The 13,631-nt window shown below is 62.6% G+C and carries 13 protein-coding genes and 1 riboswitch; of the genes, 7 read left to right on the top strand and 6 right to left on the bottom strand.

Annotated features, from left to right (window positions below):
• Positions 1-181: 181 nt before the first annotated feature.
• Positions 182-1,819, bottom strand: coding sequence for a gamma-glutamyltransferase (gene ggt, locus GH665_RS02405; RefSeq protein ID WP_153134517.1), 1,638 nt, complete (start codon positions 1,817-1,819; stop codon positions 182-184).
• 342 nt (positions 1,820-2,161) lie between these two features.
• Between ggt and GH665_RS02400 the strand changes: the two genes are divergently transcribed.
• The 3 genes from GH665_RS02400 to GH665_RS02390 all read left to right on the top strand — a co-directional run bounded on the left by GH665_RS02400 (position 2,162) and on the right by GH665_RS02390 (position 4,170).
• Positions 2,162-2,941, top strand: a complete 780-nt coding sequence (locus GH665_RS02400) for a DeoR/GlpR family DNA-binding transcription regulator (protein ID WP_028196354.1) — start codon at positions 2,162-2,164, stop codon at positions 2,939-2,941.
• A gap of 308 nt (positions 2,942-3,249) precedes the next feature.
• Entirely contained in the window at positions 3,250-3,447 is a 198-nt protein-coding gene (locus GH665_RS02395) for a hypothetical protein (RefSeq protein WP_028196355.1), read from the top strand.
• 96 nt (positions 3,448-3,543) lie between these two features.
• Positions 3,544-4,170 (top strand): TetR/AcrR family transcriptional regulator, encoded by a 627-nt coding sequence (locus GH665_RS02390; protein ID WP_153134516.1) that lies wholly within the window; start codon positions 3,544-3,546, stop codon positions 4,168-4,170.
• Here the strand turns inward: GH665_RS02390 and GH665_RS02385 are convergent.
• Complete coding sequence (locus GH665_RS02385) at positions 4,167-4,541, bottom strand: hypothetical protein (RefSeq protein WP_153134515.1); 375 nt, start codon at positions 4,539-4,541, stop codon at positions 4,167-4,169. The two genes, GH665_RS02390 and GH665_RS02385, sit on opposite strands and share 4 nt — an antisense overlap.
• A 201-nt stretch (positions 4,542-4,742) precedes the next feature.
• Here GH665_RS02385 and glpD point away from each other — a divergent pair, with 201 nt between their 5' ends.
• From glpD to GH665_RS02365, 4 genes are all read left to right on the top strand, one after another.
• Entirely contained in the window at positions 4,743-6,272 is a 1,530-nt protein-coding gene (gene glpD / locus GH665_RS02380; RefSeq protein ID WP_153134514.1) for a glycerol-3-phosphate dehydrogenase, read from the top strand.
• A gap of 274 nt (positions 6,273-6,546) precedes the next feature.
• Positions 6,547-8,046 (top strand): glycerol kinase GlpK, encoded by a 1,500-nt coding sequence (gene glpK, locus GH665_RS02375; RefSeq protein WP_153134513.1) that lies wholly within the window; start codon positions 6,547-6,549, stop codon positions 8,044-8,046.
• Between the two features lie 84 nt (positions 8,047-8,130).
• Positions 8,131-8,844, top strand: coding sequence for an MIP/aquaporin family protein (locus GH665_RS02370; protein ID WP_153134512.1), 714 nt, complete (start codon positions 8,131-8,133; stop codon positions 8,842-8,844).
• Positions 8,845-9,039: 195 nt separating this feature from the next.
• Complete coding sequence (locus GH665_RS02365) at positions 9,040-9,726, top strand: HAD family hydrolase (protein ID WP_153134511.1); 687 nt, start codon at positions 9,040-9,042, stop codon at positions 9,724-9,726.
• Positions 9,727-9,836: 110 nt separating this feature from the next.
• Here the strand turns inward: GH665_RS02365 and ribB are convergent, their stop codons facing one another.
• The 4 genes from ribB to GH665_RS02345 all read right to left on the bottom strand — a co-directional run bounded on the left by ribB (position 9,837) and on the right by GH665_RS02345 (position 13,571).
• On the bottom strand, positions 9,837-10,556 hold the full coding sequence (gene ribB, locus GH665_RS02360; RefSeq protein WP_153134510.1) for a 3,4-dihydroxy-2-butanone-4-phosphate synthase: 720 nt from the start codon (positions 10,554-10,556) through the stop codon (positions 9,837-9,839).
• 146 nt (positions 10,557-10,702) lie between these two features.
• A riboswitch (FMN riboswitch) is annotated at positions 10,703-10,931 on the bottom strand.
• 120 nt (positions 10,932-11,051) lie between these two features.
• Positions 11,052-11,741 (bottom strand): helix-turn-helix domain-containing protein, encoded by a 690-nt coding sequence (locus GH665_RS02355; protein WP_028196363.1) that lies wholly within the window; start codon positions 11,739-11,741, stop codon positions 11,052-11,054.
• A gap of 229 nt (positions 11,742-11,970) precedes the next feature.
• On the bottom strand, positions 11,971-13,137 hold the full coding sequence (locus GH665_RS02350; RefSeq protein WP_153134509.1) for an MFS transporter: 1,167 nt from the start codon (positions 13,135-13,137) through the stop codon (positions 11,971-11,973).
• Positions 13,138-13,169: 32 nt separating this feature from the next.
• On the bottom strand, positions 13,170-13,571 hold the full coding sequence (locus GH665_RS02345; RefSeq protein ID WP_153134508.1) for a VOC family protein: 402 nt from the start codon (positions 13,569-13,571) through the stop codon (positions 13,170-13,172).
• Positions 13,572-13,631 lie beyond the last annotated feature (60 nt).

The raw sequence follows: 13,631 nt of genomic DNA, 5'->3' as shown, positions 1-13,631 counted from the left end.
CGCGCTGCAAGCGCTCGAGGCGCTCGATGCCCGGCTGTCGTGCGCAGTCTATTGTGGTTGCGCGTGACGCCCTGCTTTAATTGCCTGATCGGTCTGCCTCACGACAATGCGTCATGCATCGTCGACGGCGGCAACAAGACGCGGCCGCCGCCCATGCGGCGCCGCGCTTCGCTTAAGTCGTTCAGAAGCCGGCTGCCAGCCCGTCGCGACGGCTATCGCTCGCCGCCACGTAGCCGCGCTCCGGATCGTTACGGTCGAGCTTCCAGATGTACTGGCCCGAGCCGAAGTCCATGTACGGATCGTCGACCGACTTGATCGTGTGGCCCAGCTTCTGCAATGCCTCGGCGGTCTTCGGATTGAGCGTCGATTCGATATCGATCGTGAAGTCCCGGTTGACCTTCCAGCGCGGTGCGTCGCAGGCGGCCTGCGGCTGCTGACCGTAGTCGAGCATCCGCACGATCGATTGCAGATGGCCTTGCGGCTGCATGTCGCCGCCCATCACGCCGAAGCTCATCACCGCCTCCTGCCTGCCGTCCACCTGCTGGGTGAGGAACGACGGGATGATGGTGTGGAACGGCCGCTTGCCGCCTTCCACCACGTTCGGCGACTTCGGGTCCATCGAGAAGCCGCAGCCGCGGTTCTGCATCGCAATGCCGCTGTCCGGCACCACGATGCCCGAGCCGAAGCCCATGTAGTTCGACTGGATGAAGCTGACCATCATGCCGCGCTCGTCCGCCACCGACATATAGATCGTGCCGCCGGCCTTCGGCATGCCGAAGTCGAACTGCGTGGCGCGCCTGGGGTCGATCAGCTTCGCGCGCGACGTGAGGTACGCGTCGTCGAGCATCTGCTCCGGGGTGACGTCCATCGAACGCGGATCGGCAACGTAGCGGTAGACGTCGGCGAACGCCAGCTTCATCGCTTCGATCTGCAAATGCTGCGACTCGATGTTGTCGACGGCGAGTTCCTTCACGTCGAACTTTTCGAGGATGCCCAGCGCGATCAGCGCCGCGATGCCCTGGCCGTTCGGCGGAATCTCATGCACGGTGTAGCCGCGATAATCCTTGCCGATCGGCTCGACCCAATCCGCCTTGTAGTTGCGCAGATCGTCGAGGGTCAACGCGGCCCCGCCTTCACGCGCAAACGCCGCGATCTGTTCGGCGATCTCACCTTCGTAGTACGCACGCGGGCCTTGTTCAGCCAGCTTGCGCAGCGTCTTCGCGTGACCGGGAAAGCGCACCAGTTCGCTCACTTCCGGCGCGCGGCCGCGCGGCATGAAGGTTTGCGCGAAACCCGGCAGGTCCTTCAGTTCCGGCACCGCCGCCGCCCATTTATAAGCGACGATGCTCGCCACCGCATGACCGCGTTCGGCGATTTCGATCGCCGGCTCCATCAGATCGGCGAACGGCAGCGAACCGAATTTCTGATGCAGCGCTTCCCAGCCGGCAATCACGCCGGGCACCGTCACTGCGTCCCAGCCGCGCTTGGGTTGCTTCGCGAGACCATTTTCTTCGCCGTACTTGCGCTTGAAGTAATCGACATTCCACGCCGCCGGCGAGACGCCCGACGCATTCAGGCCATGCAGTTTCTTGCCGTCCCACACCAGCGCGAAGGCGTCGCCGCCAAGGCCGCAAGACACCGGTTCGACCACCGTGATAGCCGCGGCCGCCGCGATCGCCGCGTCGACGGCATTCCCGCCTTTCCACAGCATCCGTAGCCCGGCTTGTGCGGCGAGCGGATGCGAAGTCGAAACGATGTTGCGCGCGAATACAGGCAGACGCGGCGTCGGATAGGGGTTTTGCCAGTTGAAGCCAGTCATGTCGAACACTCTCGAAAGCGTGGCCCGGCGTATTGTTGAACGCCGGAAGCCATGGGAAACGGGTAAGACTCGGGTAACACGCGGGGTAATGCGCGGAACCTTGGATTGCAGCGCGATCCGGCACAAAAAACAAATTCATTTATCAAATGAATAAATGCGCAAATGATCTGAATAGCTCGTTGCCGGGTCGCCCAGGATGCGAACCATGACGCACGAGTTGGCAGACAAGACGTGCGATGGTCTTACAATACGCTCACCCTCGTTCACGCATGACCCGTTTTCCGGCTCGACTTTTCGTGCTGTTGGCGGGGAATGCCGATAAAAACCCACGACCCGAGACACATGACCCGAGACCCCCGCCTGACTCTCAACGCCCGGCAACAGGAACTGCTGGAGTGGGTGCAACGCGACGGCTTCGTGACCGTGGACGACCTCGCGGCCCACTTCGACGTGACGCCGCAGACGATCCGCCGCGACGTCAACTGGCTCGCCGACATGAACCTGCTGCGCCGCTATCACGGCGGCGCCAGTCTGCCGACCAGCTCCGAGAACGTCTCGTACACGGCGCGTCAACGGATGTTCCATGAAGAGAAGCGGCGCATCGCGGCGCTAGTGGCCACTCACATTCCCGACCAGGCGTCCCTCTTCATCAATCTCGGCACCACCACCGAGGAAGTCGCACGAGCGCTCAACCGGCATCGCGGCCTGCGCGTGATCACCAACAATCTGAACGTCGCCAGCATGATGAGCGGCTATCCGGATTGCGAAGTGCTCGTGACGGGCGGGATCGTGCGGCCATGGGACAAGGGCATCGTCGGCGAACTGGCGATCGACTTTATCCGGCAGTTCAAGGTGGACTTCGCGATCATCGGCACGTCGAGCATTGAAACGGACGGCACGCTGCGCGATTTCGACACCCGCGAAGTGCGCGTGGCCGAGGCGATCATCCAGCACGCGCGCACCGTGTTTCTCGCCGCCGACAACTCCAAATTCGGCCGCCCGGCACTCGTCCGCCAGGGTCATCTCGACCAGATCGACGCGCTTTTCACCGACGCCGCACCACCCGCCGAGATGAACGAAACGCTCGCCGCCGCCAACTGCCAGGTGTATGTCGCCGAGTGATCCAGGTGTCTTCGGCCATGTTGCAGTGCACGCAAAACTTCGAGTGAAATCAAGGATCTGGCTGCGACCCCAAACCGCCTGTGAGGGTCCCAATTGTCAAAGGGAAAATTTGCTGCGGCCCCTTTGGTGTTTATCTGGCGGTTGACTACACTCCAGTTCCCCAGCGTCCGTTCCGCGCTACGCGGCGCGCTGGCAGTGTGAACCTGTGTGTATGAGCCGTACCTCCCGCCTGACCCTCTAGCGGACTTCACTGGCATCGTGCCAGTCGCCGGCAAGGCCGTCCGCGTTAGCTTGACATGGAGAGAACGATGCTGAGTCCGCATGAATTCGCCACGTTGTTGCTCGTCAAGGACGCCCCCAATCAAGTCGACATGGAGCGAGATGAACTCGATGCCCTGCTGGAACGCCAGTTGGTGCAGCTCGAACGGCTCGCATCGGGCAACGAACAGTGGCGCGTGACTGAAAGCGGCGACAGCGCACTCCGTGCCATCAAACGTTTCTCGTAATACGCTGGCTTTTGAAGCGGCCGCCTGAACGGCCGCTTTGTTGTGCCCAATTCATTTACGCTGTAAATTGTCGCGACGGATCTTCAGCCCTCGCGCATGCCAAAAACGCTCACCTCCGACGACATCCAGCAATTTCGCGAAGCCATGCGGCGTGTCGCTGAAAATGCGTTCGCCACCCGCGGCGCAGAAGGCGTGACGATGCGCGAACTGGCGAAGGAACTGGGTTGCAGCGCGATGACGCCCTACCGCTATTTCCGCGACAAGGACGAGATTCTCGCGATGGTCCGCGCCGCGGCGTTCAACCGCTTTGCCGCGCGGCTCGAAGCCGTGGCGAAACAACCTCCCTCGACCGACCGCTACGCGCTCAGCGACGCCTACGTGGCATTCGCCCTCGACGAGCCGCACGCCTACCGTTTGATGTTCGATCTAGCCCAGCGGGACGAGGCCTACCCGGAACTCGCCGCCGCCTCGCAACGCGCCTGGCAGATGCTCGGGGCGCACCTCGAGAAGCTGGTTGCCGCGGGCATTCTGGAGGGCGATCCCTACCTGATCGGCTACGCTTACTGGGCGAGCTTGCACGGCTTCACCATGCTGGCGCTCGCCAATCAGTTGCCGCTGCCTCAGGCGCAACGACCCGCTGCGAGCAGCGCGCCGACACGCGAAGACGTGTTCGCGCAGATTCGCCGGATGTTGTGGCGCGGAGCTCAGCCGCAGCGCGGCTAGCCCGCGCGCAAGGTCGGATCGGCCGCCGCGCGCCAACTCAACGCCTTGGCCCGCTGGTCGATGAAGAAACTCACCCACTGATTGCGCACCTGCGGATCGGTACTCGTCCCTTGTGCCGTATAGCGCTGCGCGAGCGACGTCTGGAACGCGCAGTAATCCTCTTTCGACAACTTGCCGCGCCGGTTCGCCACGTACGCATCGAACAGTGTCGTGTAGACGTTTTGCGCGTCGTTGCCGTAGTCGACCGTTTGGGCGCCGCACATCTGTTGCAACGATGCGAACGAAGGCGCGCCCATCGTCCCGTTCAAGCTCGGCGAGCTGATGCACCCCGTCAGGAGTGCAACGCCACCGATCATCCAAAGTCCACGCATGAATTCACCTCGAAATGGCTCCTTTCGAGAGTATCGTCCGTGGCCGCGCGTTACGCCACCACCTTCACCAGGCACTAGAGGAATACCTAAGAAAACCGAACTTTACTTTTTCGAATATGTTCATTAAAGTTCGCAAACGAACACTATCGGTTCGATAGTTTTTCTAAACCACTTCCGGATACGACGCAGGGGATACAGCAGGTGACGCAAGGCTCGAGATACGATTTGCTCGTCGTGGGCGGCGGGATCAACGGCGCAGGCATCGCACGCGATGCGGCGGGCCGCGGCCTGTCGGTACTGCTCTGCGAACAGGACGATCTGGCCGCCCATACGTCGTCTGCCAGCACCAAGCTGATCCACGGCGGCCTGCGCTACCTCGAATACCGCGAGTTCGGGCTGGTGCGCAAAGCGCTACAGGAGCGCGAAACGCTGCTGCGCGCCGCGCCGCACATCATGTGGCCGCTGCGCTTCGTGATGCCGCACATGCCCGATCTGCGTCCGGCCTGGCTGATCCGCGCCGGCCTGTTCCTTTACGATCACCTGGCGAGGCGCGAACTGCTGCCCGGTTCGCGCGGCATCGTCATGCGCGATCATCCTGCCGGTGCGCCGCTGGTCGATTCGATCAAGCGCGGTTTCGTGTATTCGGATGGGTGGGTGAACGACGCGCGTCTGGTCGTGCTGAACGCGCTGGATGCGCAGGAACGCGGTGCAAAGATTCTCACGCGCACCAAACTGCTGAGCGCGGTGCGCGCCGGTGGCGAATGGCGCGCGCAACTCAAGCGTGCGGACGGCACGATCCTCGACGTGCGCGCGGCCTCGATCGCGAATGCGGCCGGACCGTGGGTCGGCGAGTTGCTGCACGGCGCGCTCGGCCGCGAGGCGACACACAGCGTGCGTCTCGTGAAAGGCAGCCATATCGTCACGCGCCGCCTGTTCGAGCACGATCACGCGTACATCTTCCAGAATCCGGACAAGCGGATCATCTTTGCGATTCCGTACGAACACGATTACACGCTGATCGGCACGACCGACCTCGAATATCGCGGCGACCCGTCGCAAGTCGCAATCAACGCCGAAGAAACACAGTACCTGTGCGATTCGATCAACCGCTACTTCAAGCAGAAGATCTCGCCGCAAGACGTGCGCTGGACCTACTCGGGCGTGCGTCCGCTGCTCGAGGAAGAAGGCGCGGACAACCCCTCGGCGGTCACGCGCGATTACTCGCTCGAACTCGACGCACCCGCAGGCGAAGCACCGCTTCTGTCCGTGTTCGGCGGCAAGATCACGACGTTCCGCAAGCTGGCGGAGGAAGCCGTCGACAAACTCGCGCACGCGCTGCATAACGGCGCGCCTTCGTGGACGGCCGGTGTGCCGTTGCCCGGCGGCGATATCCCGCAAGCCAACTTCGAGCGCTTTCTCACCGGCTTCAAACAGCAGAATCCATGGTTGCCGGCCGATCTGGCACACCGCCTCGCGCGTGCGTACGGCACGCGTGTAAAGCATGTCATCGGCAACGCACGCTCGGTAGCGGACCTCGGCCGCGCATTCGCGCCCGGTCTCTATGAAGCCGAGCTCGCCTATTTGCGCGATGTCGAATGGGCACGCAGCGCGCAGGATGTGCTCTGGCGCCGCTCGAAACTCGGCCTGCACGTCGAGCCCGGCACGCTCGATTCGATCACACGCGACATCGACACGTGGCTCGCCCGCGAGCCCTCCCGACAGAGTGCCTGATCGGGTCACTTACCAGACTGACTAACTAGCGAAGAATTGAGTCACCTGATCAGACTGCCTGGCCAGGCTACAGCAACACAGCGCAACGCAACGCAACGCAACGCAGCCTGAGCGACGCGAGTGACTCCGCATGAACCGAATCGATTTTCACCCCTCGGCTACTGAGAAAGCCGGGACGCACATACTCAAACTGTTGCAGCCCGCTTAAAACAATAAGCCGTTCCCGTCGCCGGTCAGCAGTCCGGCGATTCATAAAACGCATGGAGAAGAGACAATGCAGGATCAGTACATCCTCGCGCTTGACCAAGGCACCACCAGCTCACGCGCGATGCTGTTCGACCGGCTCGGCAATGTCGTGTCGACCGCTCAGAAAGAATTCCAGCAAATCTATCCGCGTCCGGGCTGGGTCGAGCACGACCCGCAGGAAATCTGGTCGACCCAGGCCGGCGTCGCCGCCGAAGCCGTCACGCGTGCCGGCATGAACGGCACGTCGATCGCCGCGATCGGCATTACCAATCAGCGTGAAACCACCATCGTGTGGGATCGCGAAACCGGCCACCCGATCTATAACGCGATTGTCTGGCAGGACCGCCGCACCGCCGACTTCTGCGATCAACTCAAAGAGCAGGGTCTCGAAGAAAAAGTCCGCGCGAAAACCGGCCTGCCGATCGACTCGTATTTCTCGGCGACCAAGATCCGCTGGATTCTCGACAACGTCGAAGGCGCACGCGAAAAGGCCAAACAAGGCCGTCTCGCCTTCGGCACCGTGGATAGCTGGCTGGTGTGGAATTTCACCAAGGGCGGCCTGCACGTCACCGACGTGACCAACGCGTCGCGCACGATGCTGTTCAACATCCACACGCTGAAGTGGGACGACGAACTGCTCGAAGCGCTCGACATTCCGCGCAACATGCTGCCGGAAGTGCGTGCGTCGTCGGAAGTGTACGGGCCGACCAAGACCACCGTATTCGCCTCCAAAATTCCGCTCGCGGGCATCGCCGGCGACCAGCATGCGGCCCTGTTCGGCCAGATGTGCACGGAATCGGGCATGGTGAAGAACACCTACGGTACGGGTTGTTTCCTCGTGATGAACACCGGCGACAAGCCGATCGAATCTAAGAACAATCTCGTCACCACGATTGCCTGGCAGATCGGCGATCAGATCAACTACGCGCTCGAAGGCAGCATCTTCATCGGCGGCGCGGTGGTGCAATGGCTGCGCGACGGCCTGGGCATCATCAAGAACGCCGCTGAAATCGAAACGATGGCACGCAGCGTGCCGCATTCCGATGGCGTGTATCTGGTCCCCGCCTTTGCCGGTCTCGGCGCGCCGCACTGGAACGCCCGGGCACGCGGCACGCTGTTCGGCGTGACGCGTGGCACGAGCTCGGCGCATATCGCCCGCGCCGCGCTCGATTCGATCGCCTATCAATCGCTCGACGTGCTCAAAGCGATGGAAGCCGACTCGGGTATTCGCATCGGCGAATTGCGGGTGGACGGCGGCGCTTGCGCGAACAATCTGCTGATGCAATTCCAGGCGGACATTCTCGGTGTCGATGCAGTACGGCCGAAGGTATCGGAAACCACCGCATTGGGCGCGGCGTATCTGGCCGGTCTCGCGGTGGGCTACTGGAAAGACGTGAACGAGCTGAAAAGCCAATGGGCGCTCGACCGCCGCTTCACGCCTGCCCTGCCGCACGCCGACGTCAAGGAATGTCTCGACGGCTGGCAGCGCGCGATTCGCGCGGCGAAGGCCTGGGCCGATACGCCCTGATCCGGAATTCACCCACGACCTCTCGATATAACGAAGCCGCTTGTCCCGCGGCTTCCCTAACAACTATATTTCGGATAACCAACGATGTCTCCTTACATTGCGGAATTTATCGGTACCGCGCTGCTGGTGCTGCTCGGCAACGGCGCGGTCGCCAACGTGCTGCTTGCCCGCACCAAAGGCAAAGGCGCGGATCTGATCGTGATCGTGATGGGCTGGGCGATGGCCGTGTTCATCGCCGTATACGTCACGGCGTCGTATAGCGGTGCGCATCTGAATCCTGTCGTGACGATCAGTCTCGCGCTGGCGGGCAAATTTGCATGGGCCAAAGTGCCGGGCTACGTCGCCGCGCAGATGCTCGGCGGTATGGCTGGCGCCCTGCTCGTGTGGATTGCGTATCGTCAGCACTTTGCGAAAGAAGGCGATGCCGACGTGAAACTCGGCGTGTTCTGCACAGCGCCCGCCATTCGCAGCGTGCCGCATAACCTGCTCACCGAAATGATCGCGACTTTCGTGCTGATCCTCGGCGTGCTGTACCTGGCTTCGCCGCAAGTGGGTCTGGGCGCGCTCGACGCGCTACCGGTCGGCCTGCTGGTGCTCGGCATCGGTATTTCGCTCGGCGGCCCGACCGGCTATGCAATGAGCCCTGCGCGCGATCTGTCGCCGCGTCTGATGCACGCGCTGCTGCCGATTCCGGGCAAGCGCGACAGCGATTGGCGTTATTCGTGGATTCCGGTGTGCGGTCCGCTGCTGGGCGGCGCGCTGGCAACGGGGCTGTATCTGTACCTGCACGCGCATTGATCTTGCGGGTACGCCGGGCGCATATAAAAGCGCGTCCGATGTACCCCGTGAGCACGCTCAAGACGCAATTAAGCACCGACGGAAGGCGATGGCGCCGCGCACCCGGCGCCAAAGCACGTATCATGATGCTTTCAATCTCCGCGCATGAGCTTGCAACTGTCCTGCTCGCGTGCCTCTCGCTGCCCGTCTTAAAGCATGATCGACCACCTCATTTGTGACTGCGACGGCGTGCTCGTCGACAGCGAAATCATCGCTGACCGCGTAATGCTCGAAACGCTGTCCGCCACTTTCCCCGGCCTTGATTTCGAGCCCGTCGTCAAGACGGCATTCGGCCAGCAGACCTCGCGCTTTCTCGAAGGAATCGAGAAGTCGTTCGACATCACACTGCCACCCGACTTCTTCAATACGATCGAACACAACGTCGAACTCGCGCTCGCCGCATCGCTCAGCCCGATCAACGGCGTGCGCGACGCATTGCAGCGCGTAACACTGCCGGCCGCGGTCGTCTCGAATAGCCGCCTCGCGCGCGTCAATGCATCGGTGCGGCGCGCGGGCTTACAGCAGATTTTCGGTGACCGGATTTTCAGCGCCGAACAGGTCGCGCGGCCGAAGCCGTTTCCCGACGTCTATCTGTTCGCCGCAAAAACGCTAGGCGTGGAGCCTTCGCGATGCGTGGTCGTGGAAGATAGCGTAGCCGGGTTGAATGCGGCACGCGCGGCGGGCATGAAAACGATTGCCTTCGTGGGCGCGAGCCATATCCCCGACGGTTATGCCGACGCGCTGCGCAAGATGGGCATGACGCGCATCATGAAGCATATGGATGAGCTGCCCGCGCTGGTTGAAGCCGGCGCGCGCGGCGAGTTTGGCGACGTGCAGTCTTAACGGCCTTAACGGGCGTAGCGATAAAAAAAGCCGGCTGCAATCGCCGGCTTCGAGCATCAAACTGCTGACTAACCCCACGGTTTTCCGAACGTGGGGTTATTTTTTCAGAATCAAACCTCGTCGGCTACGCATTCACGCGCTGCCGCCAGCGCCTGACGGAATTCCACCAGTTCCGCGATCGTCAGCATCGGCAGATTGTGTTGCGCCGCGAAGCGCTCCACGTCCGCGCCGCGCGTCATCGTGCCGTCCGCGTTCATCAGTTCGCACAGCACGCCGGCCGGCTTCAGGCCCGCGAGAATTGCCAGATCGACCGTGCCTTCGGTGTGGCCGCGGCGTGCCAGTACGCCGCCCGGCTGCGCGCGTAGCGGGAACACATGGCCTGGGCGCACGATATCGGCAGGCTTTGCCGTGTCGCTGATGGCCGCGCGGATCGTCGTCACGCGATCGAGTGCGGACACGCCGGTGGTCACGCCGTCGCGTGCTTCGATCGAGACCGTGAACGCGGTGCCGTGGCGGCTTTCGTTATTGACGGCCATGGGCGGCAGTTCGAGCGCACGGATTTTTTCGTCGGGCAGGCACAGGCAGACAATGCCGCTGCATTCGCGGATCAGCAAAGCCATGGTTTCGACGGAAAGTCGCTCAGCCGAGACAATCAGATCGGCTTCGTTCTCGCGGTCGTGATCGTCTTGCAAAACGACGGCACGGCCATCGCGCATGGCTTGCAAGGCAGCGGCGATACGCGGCGGAACGGGCTCGGTGGCGAGCAGGGGGATGTCGAGAATTGCGTTGTCCGCAATCACCGACGGAGCAGGAAACGTAGTAAAGGACATAGTTGAAACGCTCATCGCAAAAGTTGGGCGAAAAACGTTTCAGGGCATTGCAAACAGACAAAGACGCGCCGTTGAACGCCGCGCAAAGCGACGCTCACGCACCGCTCCAACCTCTAGCGGCGACACGGAAACGAACATGACTATCTGCACATCTTCTTCCATCCGGACTCTAACCGTCGGCTCTGGCTTCTCACCAGATCTGCTGACCCCATGTCGATCAGAGTTAGCGCTTTAGCGCTAACTCTGGTCCTATGCAACGTAGTTGCACAGCGCCAAATACATTGACGACGCGGGCGCTCGCGGGCTCACCGGCTCACGCTTTCGCGCTGCCGGTATACCGCCGGTGGGGAATTTCACCCCGCCCTGAAGACGCACTGATTGCCGGATCAACCGGCTCGCAAAGGATACAACAGTCGCGCGAGACCTGCAGCGCAACCCCTACTGATTAGACGGACATCTCTGCTTTACAGCCGGTCCGCCTGAAAACCCTGTGCTTCAAACCGGCTCGGCCTGCCGCGTCAAATCGTGCGGCGCCGGTACATCCCAGCGCGGCGGCGTTTCCGCCTTCAGCGTCACGCGAAACGCGCGCGCCTCGGTGTCGCCAGGATTGCGCAGGCTGTGCGGCTGGTCGGCATCGAACACAATCGCGTCGCCCGTGGCGAGTAATTGGCGCTGGTCGTGCACGCTGACTTCCAGCGTGCCCTCGCTCACCACCAGATTCACCGTGGTGCCCGGCGCGCGGCGCGTGCCGGCCTCGGTATGCAAGGGCGCGATACGCAACTCGTGAAACTCGGCGGCGGTCGGTTCGGCGTCGGGATAAAGCGGCCGGGCCGAGTACCGCCCATTCGAACTGACCAGACGCGACGAACGCTCCGCCGGCAAATGCTCGAAGCCGTTGGTCGCATGGCGACGCAGGAAAGCCGCCACCGATACCTTCAACGCCGAGGCCACCTTGCACAGTACCTTGATCGAGGGCACGCTGCGCGCCGACTCGATCTGCGCGAGCATTGCCCGTGAGACGCCCGAAGCGCGAGCCAGAGCGTCAAGTGAAAGTTGGCGCTCGGCGCGCAAACGGGCGAGATTCACGCCGACCAGATGTTCAAGAGCATCGAAAGGTTCGGCGGCACGCGGCGACGCATGAGTGTCAGCCGTGGGGTCCCGAACCAGCGCAAGCGGGGAATGCATGATTGCCTCCAGAAGCGCCGCCGTACGGCGGGCAAGCGGTTAGTGGAAGCAAGATAGCATCGCGCCCCGCCGCGCCCAACGAAGTTATCTTCACACTGTTATCAGCATTGCGGAGGACGATTCTCGCAAAGCTTGTGCGAATTTTTCATATGGGCGGGTGCGGGCTCTGCTACGCCCGAACCCTCGTGCGCACTCAAGTCCATCGGCAGACATCCGGCGCGCCCCACCGTCACGCCCGTTGCGCCACGGCTGCCGTCGGCGCATCCATGCGCGCCGCGAACCACGTGAGCAGCAACGCCACCACGCTGACACCCGCCGCGACCCATGGCAGCGTATCGAGCGCATAACCGTGACTGATCACCAGACCACCAAGCCACGCGCCGCCCGCATTGCCCACGTTGAACGCACCAATGTTCAAGGTCGAAGCCAGATTCGGCGCCGCAGCGGCCTTCTCGACCACGCGCATCTGCAACGGCGGCACCGTGGCGAACGCAGCAATGCCCCATACGAAAATGGTGATCGCCGCGGCCACCTGCGAATGACTGGTACGCGCGAAGATCGCCATCACGATCGCGAGCGCCACCAGAATGCCCATCAGCGAAGGCATCAACGCGCGGTCCGCGAGCTTGCCGCCCACGGTATTGCCGACCGTGAGGCCGATGCCGAACAGCACCAGAATCAGCGTCACGCCACGCGGCGAGAAACCGCTCACCTGCTCGAGAATTGGCGCGATATAGGTGAACACGACGAACACGCCGCCGAAGCCGAGCACCGTCATCGCGAGCGCGGTCCAGACTTGCGGGTCCTTCAGCACGCGCACTTCATGCATCAAGCCGACCGGACCGGAATCGTGACGATTCGGCACCAGCAGCGACACCCCCGCGAGCGACAGCACCCCAAACGCACTGACGATCCAGAACGCCGCACGCCAGCCAAATTGCTGACCGACGAACGTCCCGAATGGCACGCCGAGCACATTGGCGAGCGTCAAGCCGGTGAACATCAGCGCAATCGCGCTTGCCCGCTTCTCAGCCGGCACGAGCGAAGCCGCCACCACCGCGCCGATGCCGAAGAACGAGCCATGCGCGAACGACGTCACCACGCGCGCAATCATCAGCACGGAATAGCTGGACGCGATCGCGCACAGCGTGTTGCCGACAATGAACACGCCCATCAGCAACTGCAACGCGAGCTTGCGCGGCATCTTGCTGGTCGCCACCGCGAGCAGCGGTGCACCGACCGCGACGCCGAGCGCATAGCCGCTCACCAGCAAACCGGCCGACGGAATCGACACGGCCAGATCGCGCGCAACCTCGGGCAACAGGCCCATGATTACGAACTCGGTCGTGCCGATCGCAAAAGCGCTGATCGCTAGCGCCAGTAATGGAATGGGCATTTTTTCTACTCCAGGTTCTAAAGTTAAGCGTGTTAGCTACGGCGGGCGTGCCGCGGCGCGGTCACAAATTCGATGACCACACCCGGCGCGAGCGCGACGAACAGTTGCAACTCGGCTTGCTGCGGCCCCGTCTGCGGTACTTCGGCGAGCTGATAACGCGTGTCTGCCGCATGCAGGCGCTGCAATAACGCCTGCCATTCGTCAGCGCTCTCCAGCCGGAAAGCGATATGGTCGATGCGCGGCGCGACCCTGCCCGCCTGGACGGCCACGGTCGCGTCGATCAGATGAATCAGCGGACGGCCGTTTGCGTACAACCAGTAGCCATCGATCGAAAACGGCGGGCGCGCACCCTGGGTCAGCCCGGCGACGTCGACGAAGAAACGTCGGGCGGCGTCGAGATCGGCGGTGACGATCGTTGCGTGATCGAGTTGCATGGTGTGGGCTGCACGCAGCACAAAGGGTTTACGAGGACTGCATTGTGAGCGCGGCACGTC

The sequence above is a fragment of the Paraburkholderia agricolaris genome, from assembly GCF_009455635.1.
Lineage (GTDB): Bacteria > Pseudomonadota > Gammaproteobacteria > Burkholderiales > Burkholderiaceae > Paraburkholderia > Paraburkholderia agricolaris.
The sequence above is the reverse complement of the archived record's forward strand: the minus strand, read 5'-3'. Positions and strand labels throughout refer to the sequence as shown.